The sequence below is a fragment of the Saccharothrix coeruleofusca genome (assembly GCF_014648515.1).
GTDB classification, from domain to species: Bacteria; Actinomycetota; Actinomycetes; order Mycobacteriales; family Pseudonocardiaceae; genus Actinosynnema; species Actinosynnema coeruleofuscum.
Genome location: NZ_BMRG01000003.1, coordinates 306886 through 326092, shown reverse-complemented (window position 1 = coordinate 326092; position 19207 = coordinate 306886). Strand labels below are relative to the sequence as shown.

Here is a 19207-nt window from a genome sequence, read left to right as displayed (position 1 = left end):
CGTCATGGTCGACGTCCCCGCCACCGCGGTCCTGGTGCACAGCCCCTACCTCGGGCCCGCGAGCCTGCGCCCGCTCGCCGACGCGCTGACCGCGCTGGGGCACCCGGTGCAGCTGCTGGACCTGCGGGTCACCGTCAACGCGGCCCCGGTGCACCAGCGCATCATCGGGGTGTTCGTCGACGCGCTGGAGGACTCGCCGGTCGAGGGCGAGCTGGTGCTGGTCGGGCACAGCGGGGCGGGACCGCTGCTGCCCGCGTTCGCCGACGCGCTGGAGACCCCGGTGCGCGGCCTGGTCTACCTGGACGCGGGACTGCCCACGCCGGGCCGCAGCTGGCGCGACGACGCGCCACCGGAGCTGGTGGCGCGGCTGAAGTCCCTGTCGCGGGAGGGGCTGATGCCGCGCTGGGACCGGTGGTCGCCCCCGGAGGAGCTGGCCGGGCTCGTGCCCGACGCGGCGCTGCGCGAGGAGATCACCGCCGAGGCCCCGGAGGTGCCGCTGGCGTTCATCAAGGAACCCCGGCCGACCGTGGCGTGGACCGGCCGGGAGGCGTACCTGCGGTTGAGCACGGCCTACGCGGCCGAGGCCGCCGCGGCGCGGGAGCGCGGGTGGCCGGTGGTCGAGCTGGACGCCGACCACCTGGCCCCGGCCACCGCGCCCGAGCCGGTGGCGCGGGCGCTGGCCGAGCTGATCAGCAGGTGGTGAGGATCTCCGCGCCGTCGTCGGTGACCACCAGGGTGTGCTCGAACTGGGCGGTCCAGCTCTTGTCCTTGGTGGTGACCGTCCAGCCGTCGTCCCACATGTCGTGCTCGATGCCGCCCAGGGTGATCATCGGCTCGATGGTGAAGGTCATGCCCGGCTCGATCACCGTGGGCACGTGCGGCGCGTCGTAGTGCAGCACGACCAGGCCGCTGTGGAAGGTGCGGCCGATGCCGTGGCCGGTGAAGTCGCGCACCACGCCGTAGCCGAACCGCTTGGCGTAGGCCTCGATGACCCGGCCCACCACGTTGAGCTGCCTGCCCGGCTTGACCGCCTTGATCGCCCGCATGGTGGCCTCGTGGGTGCGCTCCACCAGCAGGCGCACCTCCTCGCTGGCCTCACCGGCGATGAAGGTGGCGTTGGTGTCGCCGTGCACACCGCCGATGTAGGCGGTCACGTCGACGTTGACGATGTCGCCGTCCTGCACCACCGTCGAGTCCGGGATGCCGTGGCAGATGACCTCGTTGAGCGAGGTGCAGCAGGACTTGGGGAACCCGCGGTAGCCCAGCGTCGACGGGTAGGCGCCGTTGTCGCAGAGGAACTCGTGCACGACCGCGTCGATCTCGTCGGTGGTCACGCCGGGGACCACGACCTTGCCCGCCTCCTGCAGCGCCTGCGCGGCGAGCCTGCCCGCCACCCGCATCGCCTCGATCACCTCGGGCGGCTGCACCCAGGGGTCGGTGTTGCGCTTGGGCTCGGGGCGGTCGACGTACTCGGGCCGCTCGATCTCGGCGGGCACCGGACGACGCGGGGAGAGCACCCCTGGCTTGAGGACGGCACGAACGGACATGCCCACCACATTACGGCGGGGCGCGATCGGGACGCGAACGCCCTGGGGACTCGGCGTCGGCCGGGTCGGGTAGTAGTGAGCTGCCCTGGTGAGGGGGTCGGGTGGTACTTGCCGGTGTCAGCCCAGGGCGCGCAGGAAGCGGCCGGTGGCGTCCACGGCGGGGGTGGAGGCGTTGGTGCCCAGCAGCAGGGTCGCGAACGCCACGTCCCCCCGGTAGCCGACGAACCAGCCGTGCGAGTTGGTGCCGTCGCCGAACTGGGCCGTGCCGGTCTTGCCCCGCACGTCGCCCAGGTCGCGCAGCTGCGTGGCGGTGCCGTACTCGACCACCTCGCGCATCATCGCGCGCAGCGGCTCCAGCACCGCGGGCGGCGGCGCGGCGGGTTGGTGGTCCACCTTGGTCTCCTGGCCGCGCAGCAGGTTCGGCGTGGGCATGGCCCCCCTGGCGGCGGTGGCCGCGACCAGCGCCATGCCGAACGGGCTGGCCAGCACCTTGCCCTGGCCGAATCCGTCCTCGGCGCGCTCCACCACGTCGGTGGCGGGCGGCACCGAGCCGGTGATGGTGGTGATGGCCGGGACCTCGAAGTCGACGCCGAGGCCGAAGCTGTCCGCGGCGCTGGTCAGCGCGTCGGCGGGCAGCTCGGCGGCGAGCTGGGCGAAGGTGGTGTTGCAGGAGAACGCGAACGCCGAGCGCAGCGGGATGGTGCCCTTGTCGAACTCCTTGTCGTTGGGCACGACGCGCCGCCCGTCGATGGTGGTCTTGCCGGGGCAGGGCAGCGGGCTGTCCGCGCCCGCCTTGCCCGCCGCCATGGCCGCCGCGGCGGTGACGATCTTGAACGTGGAGCCGGGCGGGAAGTTGCCGGTCAGCGCGATCGCGCCCTGCGCGTCGGCTGCGGCGTTCTGGGCGACGGCCAGCACGTCGCCGCTGGAGGGCTGGATCGCCACCAGCATCGCGGGCTGCTGGACCGGCTCCAGCGCGTCCTCGGCGGCGGCCTGCGCGGTCCGGCTCAGCGCCGTGGTCACCGCCTCGGCCGGTTGGGGCCGCTCCTCGTGCAGGGTCTCCACCTCGCCGCCCGCCGCGTTGACGGTGTAGACGCGCAGCCCCGCCAGGCCGGCGGCCTCCTCCTCCACGGCCTTGCGCACGGCGGGCAGCACCTGCGAGCCGAAGTCGCGCGAGGGGGCCAGCAGGCTGGTCCGGGTGGTGAAGCGGACGCCGGGCAGCTCGTAGATGCGCGGCTTGACCGACTGGTAGTCCGCGTCGCGCAGCGCGGCCACCTGGTAGACCTGCCCCTCGGGCACCTTCCCCGCGCCCTCGGCGATGGACTGCGGGGTGATCGACTCGTCGATGGGGTTGAGCGCCCCGGCCAGCGCGGTGGCCACCGCGTTGAGGTCACCGGCCTCCTTGCGGTCCAGCAGGACCGACACGACCTGTTCCGGGGCCAGCAGCGGGGTGCCGTCCCGGTCCAGCACCGGGGCCAGGTCGGGCTGCACCTCGGTCAGGCCGATGCCCTGCTGGGCGGCCAGCTTCGGGTGCACCACCGAGGGCGCCCAGCGCACCTTCCAGTCCTCGGCGTCGCGGCGCAGCTCGAACTCGGCCCGGTAGTTCCAGGAGCGGTCGTGCGCCAGGGTCCAGTCCAGCTTCGCGGTGGCGCCCGCCGCGGTGTCCTCACCCGCCGAGCGCACCTGGTCCAGCGAGTGCGCGACCTTCACGGGCTTGAGCGCGTCGTGCACCTTCGCCAGCAGCTCCTTGGCGGCGGCGGGGTCGTCGGTCAGCGCCGCCGCGCCGTCGAGGTCACCGCCGCTCCAGCGCGCGAGGAAGTCCCTGGCCACCTCGTCCGGCCCCGGCCCCGATGAGAACAGGCCGCACCCGGCCACCAGGACCAGCGCGCAGCTCAGACCCGCCAGCTTGCGAAGGATCACCGTCGCAGTATGCCCCGTGGCCCCGCCACCCCGGACGACGTGTCGACATCCCCCGCCCGCAAGTACTACCCGACAGGTCCGTGCGGGCCGCTGACCACTACCCGAGCGCCGGTTCGCGGGTCAGAACAGGACGGTGGCGTACTGGCCGACCTGGGTGAAGCCGATGCGCCGGTAGACGGCCTTGGCCGCCTCGTTGTAGCTGTTCACGTACAGGCTGGCGGTGCGGCCCAGGCCGCGCACCAGCCGCTCGGCCACCGCCGCGGTGCCGCCGGCCCCGAGCCCGTGGCCGCGCCGGTCCGGCCGCACCCAGACCCCCTGGATCTGCCCGACCTGCTTGGACATGGCGCCGATCTCGGCCTTGAACACCACTTCGCCGCCCTCGAACCGGGCGAACGCCCGCCCGCTCGCGATCAGCTCCGCCACCCTGGCCCGGTAGCTGATCCCGCCGTCGTCGGCGCACGGGTCGACCCCGACCTCCTCGATGAACATGGCGACCGCCGCGGGCAGGTACCGGTCCAGCTCCTCGGGCCGCACCGGGCGCACCAGCGGGTCCGGCGGGATCGCGGTGGCCCCGCCCAGCGCCATCAGCGGCTGGTCGCCGCGCACCTCGCGGGCGGGCCCCCAGTCCGGGGCCAGCTCCTCCCACAGGCCGAGCACCTGCTCGGCGGGCCCGACCAGCGACGAGCACATCCGGCCGCGCCGCCGGGCCCGGTCGGCGAACCCGCGCAGCGCCGAGGCGTTGCCGCGCAGCGGGATCAGGTTCGGCCCCGCGAAGCACAGCGCGTCCACCCGGCCACCGCGCAGCGAGCGGTGGTCGTAGGCCCAGACCTCGCCGCCCAGCCGCCACGGGTCGAGGCCGACGGCCTCGACCCGCGCGGCCACCATGCAGGTGGCCACGGGGTCGGCCGCCAGCGCGGCGAGGACCTCCGGCAGGTCCCGCTCGTCGAGCAACCTCGCTCCGGCCAACCTCAGCACGGGTCAAGACTGCCAGATGAACCGGGTACCGCGCGCGTCCACCACCCGCTCAGCCGACGGTGACGACCGGCTCGCCCGGCGCGTCGCCCATCTCCTCGGCGATGCGCATGGCCTCCTCGATCAGCGTCTCCACGATCTGGTGCTCGGGGACGGTCTTGATCACCTGCCCCTTGACGAAGATCTGGCCCTTGCCGTTGCCCGAGGCCACGCCCAGGTCGGCCTCCCGCGCCTCGCCGGGCCCGTTGACCACGCAGCCCATCACCGCCACCCGCAGGGGCACCTCCATGCCCTCCAGACCGGCGGTGACCTGCTCGGCCAGCGTGTAGACGTCCACCTGGGCCCGCCCGCACGACGGGCACGACACGATCTCCAGCTTCCTCGGCCGCAGGTTCAGCGACTGCAGGATCTGCTGGCCGACCTTGACCTCCTCCACCGGAGGAGCCGACAGCGAGACCCGGATCGTGTCCCCGATGCCCTGCCGCAGCAGCGCGCCGAAGGCCACCGCGGACTTGATGGTGCCCTGGAACGCGGGCCCCGCCTCGGTCACGCCCAGGTGCAGCGGGTAGTCGCACTGCTCGGCCAGGATCTCGTAGGCCCGCACCATGACCACCGGGTCGTTGTGCTTGACCGAGATCTTCAGGTCGTGGAAGTCGTGCTCGGCGAACAGCGACGCCTCCCACAGCGCCGACTCCGCCAGCGCCTCCGGGGTGGCCTTGCCGTACTTGGCCATCAGGCGCGGGTCCAGCGACCCGGCGTTGACCCCGATCCGGATGGGCGTGCCGTGGTCGCGCGCCGCCGCGGCGATCTCGCGCACCTTGTCGTCGAACTTCTTGATGTTGCCGGGGTTGACCCGCACCGCCGCGCACCCGGCCTCGATGGCCGCGAAGACGTACTTGGGCTGGAAGTGGATGTCCGCGATCACCGGGATCTGCGACTTGCGCGCGATCGCGGCCAGCGCGTCCGCGTCGTCCTGCGACGGGCAGGCCACCCGCACGATGTCGCAGCCCGCCGCGGTCAGCTCCGCGATCTGCTGCAGCGTCGCGTTGACGTCCGCGGTCACGGTCGTGGTCATCGACTGCACCGAGATCGGGAACTCCGAGCCCACGCCGACCGAGCCCACCATCAGCTGCCGGGTCCGACGCCGCTCGGACAGCACCGGTGGCGGCATCGCCGGGAGACCGAGCATCACGCCGTCACTCATGCACTAACACCTCTCACTGGCCGAGCCTGATCGGGTTGACGATGTCCGCGGTGACCGTCAGCAGCGTGATGGCGCCGCCGACGAAGATCACGAAGTAGGTCAGCGGCAGCAGCCGCAGGTAGTTCACCGGAGCCCCGGCGGGCTTGCCGCGGAGCTTCCTCACCCAGTTTCGCACCCGCTCGTACAGGTTGACGGCGATGTGACCACCATCAAGCGGGAGCAGGGGCAGGAGGTTGAACACACCGATGAAGAAGTTCAGCCCCGCCAGCATCAGCCAGAACAGCTCCCACAGGCCCTGCTCGGCCGCGTCGCCGCCGATGATGCTCGCGCCGACCACGCTGACCGGGGTGTCCAGGTCGCGCGGGGCCCCGCCGATGGCCTTGACCACCGCCGGGATCTTCTCCGGGAAGTTCATCAGCCCTTCCCAGGTGTTGGCGAACATCGTCCCGGTGAACGAGGTCGCGCCGCCCAGGGCGCCCAGGGCGCTGTAGTGGAAGATCGGGGTGCCGACGATGCCGATCGCGCCGACTTCCCGGGTGTAGCGGCTGCCGTCCTGGCGCTCGAACTCGCGGGCCACCCGCGCCACGTCGACGGTGAGGGTGACCTCCTGATCGTCGCGCAGCACCTTGAACTCGGTCGGGCCGGACCGCTCCCTGGTCCTGTCCAGCACGTCGCGCCAGGTGGGGGTGCCGGTGCCCGCGACGGCGACGATCTGGTCGCCCTGCCGGAAGCCCGCGTCCCTGGCCGGGGCCGGGTCGCCCGCGGCGCACTGGGCGCGCGGGTCGGCGGGCACGCACTGGGCGACCTCGCTGACCAGCGGGGTGTCCTTGAGGTTGGGCAGGCCCATGGTGGCGGCCATGCCGTAGAGCACGACGAAGCCCACGATGAAGTGGGTGATGGAGCCCGCGGACAGCACCACCACGCGCTTCCAGGTGGCCTGCCGGTAGAACGCGCGGGGCTGGTCCTGCGGCGCCACCTCGTCCAGCGCGGTCATGCCGGTGATCTCGCAGAAGCCGCCCGCCGGGATGGCCTTGAGGCCGTACTCGGTCTCGCCGCGCCGGAACGAGAAGATCCTGGGCCCGAACCCGATGAAGTACCGGGTCACCTTCATCCCGAACATCTTGGCGGTGGCCAGGTGGCCCAGCTCGTGCAGCGCGATCGAGATGCCGATGAGGAGCGCGAAGAACACGATCCCGAAGACGAAAGCCACCTTCTCAGTCCCTTCCCGATCGCACCGCGGTGGCGACCAGTTCCCGCGCCCTGGCCCGAGCCCAGCGCTCGGCCTCCAGCACCTCGGCGACGTCGGCGGGCTCGCGGGCCCACTCCCCCGCCTCGTCCAGCACCCGGCTGACGGTGTCCACCAGCGAGGTGAACGACGTGCCGTCGTCGAGGAAGACCGCGACGGCCTCCTCGTTGGCCGCGTTGTAGATCGCGGGCAGGCAGCCGCCCGCGGTGCCCGCCTGCCTGGCCAGCCGGACCGCCGGAAACGTCTCGTGGTCCAGCGGCTCGAACGTCCACGCGGTCGCCATGTCGAAGCTACACGCGGCGGCGGCGCCGGGGACGCGGTCGGGCCAGCCCAGGCCCAGCGCGATGGGCAGGCGCATGTCCGGCGGGCTGGCCTGGGCCAGCGTGGAGCCGTCGGTGAAGGTCACCATCGAGTGGATGATCGACTGCGGGTGGACGACCACGTCGACGCGCTCGTAGGGCACGCCGAACAGCAGGTGCGCCTCGATCAGCTCCAGGCCCTTGTTGACCAGGGTGGCCGAGTTGATCGTGATGACCGGGCCCATCGACCAGGTCGGGTGGGCCAGCGCGTCGCGCGCGGTCACGCCCGCCAGCTCGGCGCGGGTGCGGCCGCGGAAGGGGCCGCCGGAGGCGGTCAGCACCAGCTTGGCGACCTCGTCGGCGGTGCCGCCGCGCAGGCACTGGGCCAGCGCGGAGTGCTCGGAGTCGACCGGCACGATCTGGCCGGGCTTGGCCGCGCGCAGCACCAGGGGGCCGCCCGCGACCAGCGACTCCTTGTTGGCCAGGGCCAGCGTCGCGCCGGTGGCCAGCGCGCGCAGCGTCGGCTCCAGGCCGATCGAGCCGGTCATGCCGTTGAGCACCACGTCCACCGGGGTGGTGTCGATCAGCTCCACCACGGCGTCCGGGCCCGCCAGGATGCGGGGCAGCGCGAACTCGCCGCGCGCGTAGCCCCGCTTCTGCGCCTCGGCGTAGAGGGCCAGGGTGAGGTCCTCGACAGCGGTGGCGCGGGCGATCGCGACCGCCTTGACGCCGTGCTCGACGACCTGGGCGGCGAGCGCGGCCGGGTCGCCGCCGCCCGCGGCGAGGCCCGCGACGGTGAAGCGGTCGCGGTTGGCGGAGACGACGTCGAGCGCCTGGGTGCCGATGGACCCCGTGGAGCCCAGGACCAGGACCGTGCGTGGTGTGCTCATCACCGCCCATTCTTCCGGACCCGAGCCGGCCGCCCCGCAGCGCGGTACTTGGATAACGGAATCATAACGAGCGCGTGAGATCACCCGGCCTTGGGCACTCCTGGATCAAGCGCCCCGGCGGATCGGCCCGCCGGCGGCCGGCAGGAAGGAGTGCCCCCGTGGGCATCTTGGGTTGGATTGTCCTGGGCCTGATCGCGGGTGCCATCGCCAAGGCCATCATGCCTGGTCGGGACCCCGGCGGCATCATCATCACGATGCTCCTCGGCATCGTCGGCGCCATTCTCGGCGGGTTCATCGGCAGCGCCATCTTCGGCACCGGTGTCGATGAGTTCTTCTCCCTGAGCACCTGGTTGCTGGCCATCCTCGGCTCGCTCATCGTGCTCGGCATCTACCGGCTCGTGACGGGCAGGCGGGCGCACGTCTAAAGCGCCCCCGCCCGACCAGGGAGCCCCGCGCCAACGACGGCGCGGGGCTCCCGCGCTTTCGCCCTCAGCCCGCCAGTCCCGCGTCCCGCGCCAGCAGCGCCGCCTGCACCCGGTTGGTCAGCCCCAGCTTCGCCAGCAGCCTGCTGACGTAGGTCTTCACGGTCGCCTCGCTCATGTGCAGCCGCTGTCCCACGTCGGCGTTGGACATGCCGAGGCCCAGCAGCGACAGCACCTCCACCTCGCGCTCGGTCAGCCCCTCGACCTGGCGCCTGGCCTCCTGGCGGCGCGGCTGCCCCGCCTGGGCGACCATGCCCACCACCCGGCTGGTCACCATCGGCGACAGGTACGCCTCGCCCGCGTGCACCGCGCGGATCGCCCGCAGCAGCTCCTCCGGCGCGGAGTCCTTGAGCAGGAACCCCGCCGCCCCGTCGGACAGCGCGCGCACGATGTTGTCGTCCTCGCCGAACGTGGTCAGCACCACCACCCGCACCGACGGCGCCGCCGAGCGCAGCTCGCGGGCCGCGCCGAGGCCGTCCAGCTTCGGCATCCGGATGTCCAGCACGGCCACGTCCACCCGCCGCTCCAGCGCGACGCGCACCGCCTCCCGCCCGTCACCGACCTCGGCGACCAGCTCGATGTCGTCGGCGGTGCCGAGGAGAGCCTTGATGCCCGCGCGCATCAGCGGCTCGTCGTCGGCGATGAGGACCTTGATCACGCTCACGTCTCCTGCAGGTGGGTGTGCTTCTCCACGAGCTTGCCGTCCGCGAAGCAGAACCGCACGACCTTCTGGCCGCCGGAGGTGTAGCTCTGCTCGTCGGCCACCAGGTAGACGCAGCGCGAGCCGGGCGGCTCGGGCGGGGCCTGGCTGGACAGCTCCCCCACCGGCGGCTCGGCGCCGCCGGGCAGCAGCGCCATCACCTCGGCCTCGGGCTGGCCCACCCGCACCGAGTCGTACAGCTCGGCGCTGACCACCCTGGTCACCGACTGGGTGCCGACCCACACGTAGCCGCCCACCACCACCAGGACCACCGCGCCCGCCAGCACCATCGAGCCGATGCCCGCCCACCGGCGCGCGGGGCGCGCGGGCTCGGCGAGCTGCTCCTCTTCTTCTTCGACGGGCTCGTCGTCGGCCGCGGCGGTGTCCTCGTAGGGCAGCACGGCGGCGATCCGGAAGCCCCCGGAGGGCAGCTCGCCCACGTGCAGCAGCCCGCCCGCCAACCGGACCCGCTCCCCCAGCCCGATCAGGCCGAACCCGGACCCGGCGGGCTTGCGCACCCGCGGCGGGTTGTTGCGCACCTCGACCACCAGCGCGTCCGGCTCGTACTTCACGCTCACCCGCACGCTCGCGCCGGGCGCGTGCTTGTTGGCGTTGGTCAGGCCCTCCTGGGCGATCCGGTACGCGGCGTGGCTGACCTTGGCGGGCAGCGGGCACGGCTTGCCGCCGCGCACCAGGCTCACCCGCACCCCGGCCCGCCGCGCGCCCTCCACCAGCTCGTCGATGGCCTCCACGGTGCGCCGGGCCGGGTCCTCGTCCGGCTCCACGTCGCGCCGCAGCACGCCGATGACCCCGCGCAGCTCCTCCATCGCGCTCAGCGCCGTGCTGCGCAGCACCCGCACCGCCTCGCGCTGGTGCTCGTCCAGGCCGCTGTCCATCGCCAGCGCGCCCGCGTGCACCGAGATCAGGCTGAGCCGGTGCCCGAGGCTGTCGTGCATGTCCTGGGCGATCCGGTTGCGCTCGCGCAGCCGGGCCTGGCGGGTGATCATGCGCCGCTCGTTGACCAGGCGCTCCTCGCGCTCGCGCATGGTGCTGACCAGCTCGGCGCGCTGCGCGGCGTACCGGCCCACCAGGAACGGCAGCGCGATCATCATCCCGTACACGGTCAGCATCACGAACGAGCCGAACGGGCCGCTCAGGCCCGGCGAGCCCACGTCCCAGGCGAGGATGTGCAGCGCCAGCGCGACCACGGCGGTCAGCAGCGCCCGCTGCCAGGGGGCGATCCGGTAGCCCGCCGCGTAGGCCAGCACGATGATCGTCGCCACGCCACCGTGGTCGCCGCTGAACACCAGCCACGTGCCCACCAGCAGGGCCACGGCGGGGAACAGCAGCCGCAGCTCGTACAGCCCCAGGTAGACCGCGCCCCACCAGGCCGCCGCCCAGCCCGAGTGCTCCTCCAGCCAGCCGGGCCAGCCGTCCAGCAGCACGATCAGCACCGCGCCCAGCAGCTCGCGCCCGACCCGCCACCGGGTCAGCGCGCGCAGCCGGTCGGCGTGGGTGCGCAGGAAGCCCCGCACCGCTTCCCTCGGGTCCGGGAGTCGCAGGCGGCGCGGGACGGAGCTCACAGCGGACAACGTAAGCCGGCGGTGGGTCGGCTGTCCGCGCTCAATGGTCGCGAGTCGGTTCGACGAAAGTTGACGCCCGCGCCCGCCAGGCCGCCACCAGCACGCCGACCAGCAGCAGGGCCGCGCTGACCGCCACCATCAGCGTCGACAGCGCCACGATCTCCGGCGACACGCCCCGCCTGCCCGCCTGCGCGTAGACGAACACCGGCAGCGTGGTCGAGCCGACCCCGGTCAGGTAGCTGGAGGTCACCACGTCGTCGAAGGACAGCAGGAACGCGAACGCCGCCCCCGCCGCCACCGCCGGGGCCACCAGCGGCCAGGTCACCGTGCGGAACGCCACCAGCGGGCTCGCGCCCAGGTCGGCCGCGGCCTCCTCCAGCCGCGCGTCCATGCCCGCCACCCGCGCCCGCACCACCACGACCACGAAGCTCAGCGAGAACGCCACGTGCGCGGCCAGCAGCGCGCCGAAGCCCAGCGGGATGCCCGCCAGCTTCACGCAGAAGCCCAGCAGCGCCACGCCCAGCACCACCTCGGGCACCACCAGCGGCACGCTGAGCAGCACCGTCCACACGCCGCGACCGGGGAAGGCCCGGCGCAGCCCGAACGCGGCCAGTGTGCCGATCGCGGTGGCGACCACCGCGCTGGTGCCCGCCAGCCGCAGCGTCAGCCCCAGCGCCTCCAGCACCTCCGCGTCGTCGAACAGCCGCGCGTACCAGCGGGTGGACAGGCCGGTGATGCGGCTCAGCGACCGCGAGTCGTTGAACGAGACCAGGGCCAGCCACCCGATCGGCGCGTAGAGGAACGCCAGCACCAGCGCGGCGACCGCGCCCAGCGCCCAGGGACGGCGGCTCACAGCACGTCCTCCCCGCGCCGTCCGCGCAGCACCAGCACGACCACCACGAGCACCAGCAGCAGCACCGCCATCGCCGAGCCCAGCGGCCAGTTGTTGCCGCCGCGGAACTGGTCGTCGATCACGCTGCCGAAGGTGGACTGGCCCACCCCGCCGAGCAGCTTGGGCGTGACGAAGTCGCCCGCCGCGGGCACCAGCACCAGCAGCGACCCGGCCAGCACGCCCGGCGCGACACCGGGCAGCACCACCCGCAGGAACGTCGAGACCCGGCCGTGGCCCAGGTCGTAGGACGCCTCCACCTGCCGGTGGTCGAACCGCTCGCAGGCCACGTACAGCGGCAGCACCATGAACGGCAGGAACCCGTAGGTCAGGCCGAGCACCACCGCCCCGTGGGTGAGCAGGAACCCGCCGTCGCGGTCCAGGCCGACCGCGCCCAGCAGCCGGTTGACCAGGCCGTCGCCGTCCAGCAGCGCCTTCCAGGCGTAGACCCGCGCCAGGTAGCTGGACCAGAACGGCACCAGCACGGCGGCCAGCAGCGCGGTGCGGAACCGGCCCGCGTGCCTGGCGATGAACCAGGCCAGCGGGAAGCCCAGCAGCAGGCACAGCGCCGTGGTCACCGCCGCGTAGGCCAGGGTCCGGCCGAAGATCGGCAGGAACGCCGGGTCCAGCGCGGTGGCGTAGGCGTCGGTGGTCCAGGGCAGCACCGCCCGCGCCACCCCGGTGTCGCGGGTGGCGAAGCTGAACTGGACCACCAGCGCCAGCGGGGCCAGCAGGAACAGGCCCAGCCAGAGGCCGGTCGGGGTGAGCAGGCCGGTGGCGACCAGCCAGCGGGGTGGACGTCGCGCCATCAGCCCGTCTTGACCTTGGTCCAGGCGTCCGCGTAGCGGGCCTCCGCCTCCGCGCCCAGGTCCTTGGTGAACGGCAGCTTCGCCAGCTGGTCGGCGGAGGGGTAGACCAGCGGGTCGTCCAGCAGCTCCCGGTCGATCATCGGCTTGGCGGCCTCGTTGGGGCTGCCGTACCGGATCGCGTTGGCCAGCGCCGCGCCCACCTCGGGCCGCAGCACGTAGTCGATGAACCGGTGCGCGTTCTCCGCGTGCGGCGCGTCCTTGGGCACGCACAGCAGGTCCACGTAGGACAGGCCGCCCTCGGTCGGGATGGCGTAGGCGATGTCCTCGTTGGTGTCGCCCGCCTGGAAGGCGTCGCCGGAGTACGCCTGCGCCAGCGGCACCTGCCCGGAGGTCAGCGGCTCGATCACGTCCGAGGTGATCTGCCCGATCTTCTTCTTCAGCTCCAGCAGCACCGCCACCGCCTCGTCGAGCTGCTTGGCGTCGGTGGTGTTGGGGTCGTGGCCGAGCTTGAGCAGGCCCAGCGCCAGCGCGTCGCGCGCCTCGTCCAGGATCGTGCTGCGGCCCTGCGCGGCGGCCAGGTCGTAGGCGGACAAGCCGGTGACGTCCTGGCCGAGCTGCGACTTCGAGTAGGCCAGGCCGGTGGTGCCCCACGCCCACGGCACCGAGTACCGGTTGCCGGGGTCGTAGTCGGCCTCGGTGAACCGCTTCTCCAGGTTCTTCAGGTTCGGCAGCAGGTCGTGGTCCAGCGGCTGGAGCAGACCCGAGCGCAGGAAGCGGCGCAGGAAGTTGTCGCTGGGCACCACCAGGTCGTAGCCCGCGGCCCCGGAGGCGATCTTGGCCTCCATCTCGTCGTTGGTGCTGAAGTTGTCGTAGGTGACGTCGATGCCGCTGGCTTCCTTGAAGCCCGACAGCGTGTCCGGCGCGATGTAGTCGGTCCAGTTGTAGAAGTTCAGCTTGGGCTCGCCCACCGCGTTGGTGGCCTTGGCCCCCGACGACGGGGCGGCGCCCGTCCCGTCGGGCGCGGAGCCCACGCCGCACGCGCCGGTCGCGGCCAGTGCGAAGAACGCGGTGGAGCGCAGCATCGTCCGGCGGGTCACCCGAGCGCTGTCGGTGTCCCAGAGCCGGGCGATCCGGAGGTTGTCAGTCATCGGCGTTCTCCAGCAGCACGGTGAAATCGGGGTCCCAGGCCATCCGCACGGGTTGCCCCGGCGAGCCCGCGTCGTCGATGCGGCGGGTGTTCTGCACGAACGCGACCAGCACGTCGCCACCGGGCACGTCCACCACGTACTGCGTGGACACGCCCGTGTAGACCACGTCGCGCACGGTGCCGGTCAGCGCGCACCAGCCCGACGGCGGCTCCTCGGCCAGGTCGTACAGGTGCACCTTCTCCGGGCGCACGGTCGCCGCGACCCGCTGCCCGTGCCGGACCTCGCGCTGCACGGGGGCGCGCAGCCGCGCCACCCCCGGCGCCTCCAGCTCCACCCAGCGGCCCCGCACGCCGGAGACCTTCGCGTCCAGGATGTTGGAGGTGCCGATGAACCCGGCCACGAACCGGGTCGCGGGCCGCTCGTAGACGTCCTCCGGGTAGCCGACCTGCTCCAGCCTGCCCGCGTTCATCACCGCGATCCGGTGGGAGAGCACCAGCGCCTCCTCCTGGTCGTGGGTGACGTAGAGGAAGGTGGTGCCCACCTCGCGCTGGATGCGCATCAGCTCGATCTGCAACTCCTTGCGCAGCACCGCGTCCAGCGCGCCCAGCGGCTCGTCGAGCAGCAGCAGCTGCGGGCCCGCGGCCAGCGCGCGGGCGATGGCCACGCGCTGCTGCTGCCCGCCGGAGAGCTGGGCGGGGCGGCGCTTGGCGTACTGGGACAGCCGCACCAGCTCCAGGTGCTCGCCGACGACCTTCTTCAGCTGCGCGCCGCGCACGCCCTTGCGCTTGACGCCGTAGGCGACGTTGTCCCACACCGACATGTGCGGGAACAGCGCGTACGACTGGAAGACGGTGTTGACGTCGCGCCGGTAGGGCGGCACGCCCACCATGTCGACGCCGTCGAGCTCGATCCGGCCCTCCGTCGGGTCCTCGAAGCCCGCGATCATGCGCAGCAGGGTCGTCTTGCCGCAGCCGGAGGGGCCCAACACCGAGAAGAACTCGCCCTCGTGGACCTGGAGCGTGATGTCGTCCACCGCCACCTGGTCGGAGAAGCGCTTGGTCACCCCGTGCAGGCCCACCTCGACCGGCGCGTGGGTGTCGGGGGTCTGTTCCTCGGCAGGCCGGAAGCCGTGTCCGTCCAACTGGTCGCCTTTCGGGCAGCGCGGTACCTCGTGGGTTCCGGGCGGCGTGGTGCGACGCGAACGCGTGCTGGGTGAGGGTAAACGCCGCCGGTGGTGCCGCGCACCTCACGTCCCGCCCGCAGGGGCGGTGTGCGACGATTGCCACGCTGGTGAACGTGATCGAGCAGGAAGGTCGTGCTGCTGTGTCTTCGTCCTCTGAGCTGGACAAGCGTTCGGCGCTGGACAGGCGTTCGGCGGTCGACGTGCACGACGAGCCGTCGGCCGACTGGGGTTGGCACGGCACCTTCCCCAAGGGCATCAAGATCGCGGGCTGGCTGTCGACGCTGGCCGTGTTCGCCCTGCTGATCGGCAACCACCACGGCCGCACCGAGGACATCTGGGTGATCGGCACCGGCGTGGCCATGGCCGCCGGGCTGATCTGGCTCCAGGTGCGCGACCGCACCCCGTGGCGGCGCAAGCGCTGACCCAGCGCGCAACGGCTGTCATCCGGTCGGCTCAGCGGCGTTCCACCAGGTGAACGCCGTTGCGGGTCCGTCCCGAGCCCAGTTGGCTCGGCGGGGAGCCCAACTCCCCGCAGGAGAGGACCCGCAGCCATGTCCGTCACCGAGTCCTTCACCGAGTCCGTCAGCGAGTCCGTCACCGACGAACTGCTGGCCAACAACGCGGCCTACGCCGCGCGGTTCTCCGGCCCGCTGCCGCTGCCCCCGTCCAAGCACGTGGCCGTGGTCGCGTGCATGGACGCGCGCCTGGACGTCTACCGGGCGCTGGGGCTGAACGAGGGCGAGGCCCACGTCATCCGCAACGCGGGCGGCGTGGTGACCGAGGACGAGATCCGCTCGCTGGCGATCAGCCAGCGGCTGCTGGGCACGCGCGAGATCATCCTGATCCACCACACCGACTGCGGGATGCTCACCTTCACCGACGACGAGTTCAAGCGGTCGATCCAGGACGAGGTGGGCGTGAAGCCGCCGTGGGCGGCCGAGGCGTTCAGCGACGTGGAGGAGGACGTGCGGCAGTCCGTGGCGCGCATCCTCAACAGCCCGTTCGTGCCGGTGAAGGACTCCGTGCGGGGGTTCGTGTTCGACGTGGCCACGGGGAAGCTGAACGAGGTCCGGTAGCCCCGGTCACAGCCCGAGCACCCGACGCAGCCCGGCGTCCACGTCGCGCATCAGCGCCGGGGGCACCTTGCCCGCCCGTCCGGCGAGGTCGGTCTTGTTCACCGTGACCAGCGCGGTCACGTTCGCCACCGAGTCCTTGGGCAGGCCCGTGGCCGAGGTCGGCAGGAACACGTTGCCCGGCGCGGCGGCCAGCTTGGTGTTGGAGGTGAGCACCGCCACGAGCACCGTGGCCAGGCGGCTGGCGTTGTACGGGTCGGCCTGCACCACGAGCACCGGGCGGCGTTTGGCGGGTCGCGAGCCCTCCGGCTCACCGAGGTCGACCCAGTGGATGCTGCCCCGCTCGATCACCACTCGTCGTCCGCGAGCACCTGCCTGCCCGCGCCGACGGCCGACGAGGCGGAGTCGTCGTCGCCGACCAACTCCAGGGCCGCGTTGATCTCGTTGGTCAGCGACTGCTGTTCCAGGTGCTCCAGGTAGTACCGCGCGGCGCGCGAGTAGAACTCGGAGCGGGTCAGGCCCAGGCCCTTGGCACTGCGCTCCACCTGGGCGAACGTCTCGTCAGGTACCGATATCGCGGTCTTCACGCAACCGAGTATAACCCGGTATTACCGCAGGTGGGGCACCGTGCGCCCACGCGCCGCCCCACGCGGGCTCGACGTGCCCGCTCGGGCGTCGACAAGGCCATACCTGCCCGAATGGACCTGTTCGATAGTTGAAAGTTGTACCTCCTGTGGGCCACTGCTAGCGTCGAATGGTCCGACCTTTCCCTGGAGGAGGCATTTAATGCGGTTGAGGTTCCGAGTGCTCGCTACCCTGCTCGCCGCAATTGCGAGTCTCACCGCTTTCACTCCGGCCGCTTCGGCGGAACCCGCGGGGAACTGCCCGGAAACGCAGTTCTGCCTGTGGGACGTCTGGGTCAACCCCGGCGGCGAGGACGCGCGGCCGACGCTGGTCACCGACACCGACTGGACCGGCGACGCGACCGCGTTCCGGGTCTACAACGGCACCCGCCGCTACGCGCTGGTCGAATACCAGGAGACGCTGCCCGACGGGTCGGTGCGGAAGTACACCGACGGCTGCTTCGTCGGCCCCTGGGGCTACTTCACCCGGCACTTCACCGTCACCAAGGTGACCTTCCACAAGACCCGGCCGGTGTCGTACTGCTCGTAATCCCGCCGCGGTGCGGCCCCGGTCCCTGCAACGGGGCCGCACCCTGGTGACAAGCCCGACCCCCTGCCGAATTCGCGATTCCACACCGATTCAGGACATCGCGAATCACGCCCGCCGCGTCAGCCCTCGGCCGCCAACTGCCCGCAGGCCGCGGCGATCTCCTGCCCCCTGGTGTCCCGCACGGTGCACTCGACACCCTGCTCCTTGACCCGCCGCACGAACTCCCGCTCCACCGGCTTCGGCGAGGCGTCCCACTTCGAGCCCGGAGTCGGGTTCAGCGGGATCAGGTTCACGTGCACCAGCTGCCCCAGGTGCTTGCGCAGGGTCTTGCCCAGCAGGTCCGCCCGCCACCCCTGGTCGTTGACGTCCCGGATCAGCGCGTACTCGATCGACACCCGCCGACCGGTCTTGTCCGCGTAGCCCCGAGCCGCCTCCAGCACCTCGGAGACCTTCCACCGGGTGTTGACCGGCACCAGCGTGTCCCGCAGCTCGTCGTCCGGGGTGTGCAGCGACACCGCCAGCCGGACGTGCAGGCCCTCCTCGGTCAGCTTGCGGATCGCGGGCACCAGGCCGACCGTGGACACCGTCACCGACCGCTGCGAGATGCCGAGGCCCGACGGGGCCGGGTCGCAGATCCGGTGCACCGCCTCGACCACGCGCTTGTAGTTGGCCAGCGGCTCGCCCATGCCCATGAACACGATGTTCGACAGCCGCCCCGGCCCGCCGGGCAGCAGCCCGTCGCGCATCGCCGCGGCGCCGCGGCGGACCTGGTCGACGATCTCCGCGGTGGACAGGTTGCGGGTCAGCCCGCCCTGCCCGGTGGCGCAGAACGGGCACGCCATGCCGCAGCCCGCCTGGCTGGAGATGCACAGCGTGGCGCGGTCCGGGTAGCGCATCAGCACGCTCTCCACGAGCGTGCCGTCGTGCGCGCGCAGCAGCGTCTTGCGGGTGGTGCCGCCGTCCGCCTCGACGCTGCGGACCTCGGTCCACAGCGGGGGCATGAGGTCGGCCACCAGGCGCTCGCGCGCGGCGGAGGGGATGTCGGTCATCGCGTCGGGGTCGACGGTCAGCCGGGAGAAGTAGTGGTTCGACAGCTGGGCGGCCCGGAAGGGCTTCTCACCGAGCGCGGCCACGGCCTCTCGACGCTGGTCGGCGGAGAGGTCGGCGAGGTGGCGCGGCGGCAGGCCGCGCTTGGGCGCGTCGAAGACGAGGGGGAGGGCAGTCATAGCACTTCCAGTGTCCCACGCCCGGCGGGGTGCGGGACCGCGCGCTCGCTCACCCTCGGCAAGACGGATCGCCGTTGCATCGCGATAGCTTCCGATATATCGTCGATAGCGTCATACCGATACGACGAAGGAGCACGAGATGCGCTTCCACCACGAGCACCACGCCCGCAGGCACCACCGCGACCACGGCTCGGGCGACCCGCGCCGCGGCTTCGGCGGCGGTTTCGGTGGTTTCGGCGGTTTCGGCCCGCCGCTGGTCCCCCCTGGTCCGCCCGGTCCTCCCGGCCCCTTCGGCCGGGGCGGGGGACGTGGCGGCGGGCGGCAGCGCCGGGGCAACGTCCGCGCGGCGTTGCTGGCCCTGCTGGCCGAACGGCCGATGCACGGCTACGAGATGATCCAGGAGATCGGCCAGCGCACCGACGGCCTGTGGCGGCCCAGCCCCGGCTCGGTCTACCCGACCCTGCAACTGCTCGCCGACGAGGGCCTGGTCTCCGCCAGCGAGGAGCCCGGCGGCAAGAAGCTGTTCACCCTCACCGGGACGGGCCAGGCCGAGGCCGCCAAGCTGGCGGGCGCGCCGCCGTGGCAGCAGGTCAACGACGAGCTCGACCAGCACGTCGCGAAGCTGCGCACCGCCGCGATGACGCTGAACGCGGCGATGATGCAGGTGGCCCGCGCGGGCAGCAGGGACCAGCAGCACCGGGCCGTGGAGATCCTCAACGAGACCCGGCGCAAGCTCTACGCCATCCTCGGCGAACTGGACGCCGAAGAAGACGACCTGGAGTGACCCCCGGTGGGGGCACCTCCCCGAGGTGCCCCCACCCCTCCCCCGAGCCCCACACCCAGACACCGCGAACCGAGCATTCGCG

General features: G+C 72.4%; 21 protein-coding genes. 6 read left to right on the top strand and 15 right to left on the bottom strand.

Going from position 1 to position 19207, the window contains the following annotated elements:
- The first annotated feature begins 4 nt into the window (after positions 1–4).
- The gene (locus IEZ00_RS10045; RefSeq protein WP_189222910.1) at positions 5–703 is read left to right on the top strand and encodes an alpha/beta fold hydrolase; all 699 of its coding nucleotides are present in this window, start codon (positions 5–7) and stop codon (positions 701–703) included.
- Here the strand turns inward: IEZ00_RS10045 and map are convergent.
- The 6 genes from map to dxr all read right to left on the bottom strand — a co-directional run bounded on the left by map (position 690) and on the right by dxr (position 8075).
- Entirely contained in the window at positions 690–1547 is an 858-nt protein-coding gene (gene map, locus IEZ00_RS10040) for a type I methionyl aminopeptidase (protein ID WP_189222909.1), read from the bottom strand. The two genes, IEZ00_RS10045 and map, sit on opposite strands and share 14 nt — an antisense overlap.
- 117 nt (positions 1548–1664) lie before the next feature.
- Positions 1665–3464: a penicillin-binding transpeptidase domain-containing protein gene (locus tag IEZ00_RS10035; protein WP_189222908.1), complete on the bottom strand. Its 1800-nt coding sequence runs from the start codon at positions 3462–3464 to the stop codon at positions 1665–1667.
- Between the two features lie 120 nt (positions 3465–3584).
- Entirely contained in the window at positions 3585–4439 is an 855-nt protein-coding gene (locus IEZ00_RS10030) for a GNAT family N-acetyltransferase (RefSeq protein ID WP_189222907.1), read from the bottom strand.
- A 49-nt stretch (positions 4440–4488) separates the two neighbouring features.
- Positions 4489–5640, bottom strand: a complete 1152-nt coding sequence (ispG, locus tag IEZ00_RS10025) for a flavodoxin-dependent (E)-4-hydroxy-3-methylbut-2-enyl-diphosphate synthase (protein ID WP_189222906.1) — start codon at positions 5638–5640, stop codon at positions 4489–4491.
- A 13-nt stretch (positions 5641–5653) separates the two neighbouring features.
- The gene (locus tag IEZ00_RS10020) at positions 5654–6850 is read right to left on the bottom strand and encodes a M50 family metallopeptidase (RefSeq protein WP_189222905.1); all 1197 of its coding nucleotides are present in this window, start codon (positions 6848–6850) and stop codon (positions 5654–5656) included.
- A gap of 4 nt (positions 6851–6854) precedes the next feature.
- Complete coding sequence (gene dxr, locus IEZ00_RS10015; RefSeq protein WP_189222904.1) at positions 6855–8075, bottom strand: 1-deoxy-D-xylulose-5-phosphate reductoisomerase; 1221 nt, start codon at positions 8073–8075, stop codon at positions 6855–6857.
- Between the two features lie 158 nt (positions 8076–8233).
- Here dxr and IEZ00_RS10010 point away from each other — a divergent pair, with 158 nt between their 5' ends.
- Positions 8234–8500 carry a GlsB/YeaQ/YmgE family stress response membrane protein gene (locus IEZ00_RS10010; RefSeq protein ID WP_189222903.1) on the top strand — a complete coding sequence of 89 codons (267 nt, stop codon included), beginning with the start codon at positions 8234–8236 and terminating at the stop codon, positions 8498–8500.
- 64 nt (positions 8501–8564) lie between these two features.
- Here the strand turns inward: IEZ00_RS10010 and IEZ00_RS10005 are convergent, their stop codons facing one another.
- The 6 genes from IEZ00_RS10005 to IEZ00_RS09980 are packed head-to-tail and all read right to left on the bottom strand — an operon-like array spanning position 8565 to position 14827.
- Positions 8565–9215, bottom strand: a complete 651-nt coding sequence (locus IEZ00_RS10005; protein WP_189223316.1) for a response regulator — start codon at positions 9213–9215, stop codon at positions 8565–8567.
- Between the two features lie 2 nt (positions 9216–9217).
- Positions 9218–10840, bottom strand: coding sequence for a sensor histidine kinase (locus tag IEZ00_RS10000; RefSeq protein WP_229795361.1), 1623 nt, complete (start codon positions 10838–10840; stop codon positions 9218–9220).
- Between the two features lie 40 nt (positions 10841–10880).
- Positions 10881–11693: an ABC transporter permease gene (locus tag IEZ00_RS09995; protein WP_189222901.1), complete on the bottom strand. Its 813-nt coding sequence runs from the start codon at positions 11691–11693 to the stop codon at positions 10881–10883.
- Positions 11690–12538 (bottom strand): ABC transporter permease, encoded by an 849-nt coding sequence (locus tag IEZ00_RS09990; protein ID WP_189222900.1) that lies wholly within the window; start codon positions 12536–12538, stop codon positions 11690–11692. Before IEZ00_RS09990 ends, IEZ00_RS09995 begins: the two co-directional genes overlap by 4 nt.
- Positions 12538–13686: a polyamine ABC transporter substrate-binding protein gene (locus IEZ00_RS09985; RefSeq protein ID WP_189222899.1), complete on the bottom strand. Its 1149-nt coding sequence runs from the start codon at positions 13684–13686 to the stop codon at positions 12538–12540. Before IEZ00_RS09985 ends, IEZ00_RS09990 begins: the two co-directional genes overlap by 1 nt.
- Positions 13679–14827, bottom strand: coding sequence for an ABC transporter ATP-binding protein (locus tag IEZ00_RS09980; protein WP_189222898.1), 1149 nt, complete (start codon positions 14825–14827; stop codon positions 13679–13681). The genes IEZ00_RS09985 and IEZ00_RS09980 overlap by 8 nt, the downstream gene beginning before the upstream one ends.
- Positions 14828–15009: 182 nt before the next feature.
- Here IEZ00_RS09980 and IEZ00_RS09975 point away from each other — a divergent pair, with 182 nt between their 5' ends.
- Positions 15010–15291 (top strand): DUF2631 domain-containing protein, encoded by a 282-nt coding sequence (locus IEZ00_RS09975; RefSeq protein ID WP_189222897.1) that lies wholly within the window; start codon positions 15010–15012, stop codon positions 15289–15291.
- Positions 15292–15420: 129 nt separating this feature from the next.
- Positions 15421–15945 (top strand): beta-class carbonic anhydrase, encoded by a 525-nt coding sequence (locus IEZ00_RS09970; RefSeq protein ID WP_189222896.1) that lies wholly within the window; start codon positions 15421–15423, stop codon positions 15943–15945.
- 6 nt (positions 15946–15951) lie between these two features.
- Here IEZ00_RS09970 and IEZ00_RS09965 read toward each other — a convergent pair whose 3' ends face one another.
- Both IEZ00_RS09965 and IEZ00_RS09960 read right to left on the bottom strand, forming a co-directional pair.
- Complete coding sequence (locus IEZ00_RS09965) at positions 15952–16296, bottom strand: type II toxin-antitoxin system PemK/MazF family toxin (RefSeq protein ID WP_189222895.1); 345 nt, start codon at positions 16294–16296, stop codon at positions 15952–15954.
- Complete coding sequence (locus tag IEZ00_RS09960) at positions 16290–16529, bottom strand: CopG family transcriptional regulator (RefSeq protein WP_189222894.1); 240 nt, start codon at positions 16527–16529, stop codon at positions 16290–16292. Before IEZ00_RS09960 ends, IEZ00_RS09965 begins: the two co-directional genes overlap by 7 nt.
- A gap of 199 nt (positions 16530–16728) precedes the next feature.
- On the opposite strand from IEZ00_RS09960, the gene IEZ00_RS09955 reads away from it, so the two are divergent.
- Entirely contained in the window at positions 16729–17115 is a 387-nt protein-coding gene (locus tag IEZ00_RS09955; protein WP_189222893.1) for a hypothetical protein, read from the top strand.
- Between the two features lie 119 nt (positions 17116–17234).
- On the opposite strand, the gene rlmN is transcribed toward IEZ00_RS09955, so the two are convergent.
- On the bottom strand, positions 17235–18341 hold the full coding sequence (gene rlmN, locus IEZ00_RS09950) for a dual-specificity RNA methyltransferase RlmN (RefSeq protein WP_189222892.1): 1107 nt from the start codon (positions 18339–18341) through the stop codon (positions 17235–17237).
- Positions 18342–18480: 139 nt separating this feature from the next.
- Between rlmN and IEZ00_RS09945 the strand changes: the two genes are divergently transcribed.
- The gene (locus IEZ00_RS09945; RefSeq protein ID WP_189222891.1) at positions 18481–19125 is read left to right on the top strand and encodes a PadR family transcriptional regulator; all 645 of its coding nucleotides are present in this window, start codon (positions 18481–18483) and stop codon (positions 19123–19125) included.
- Positions 19126–19207 lie beyond the last annotated feature (82 nt).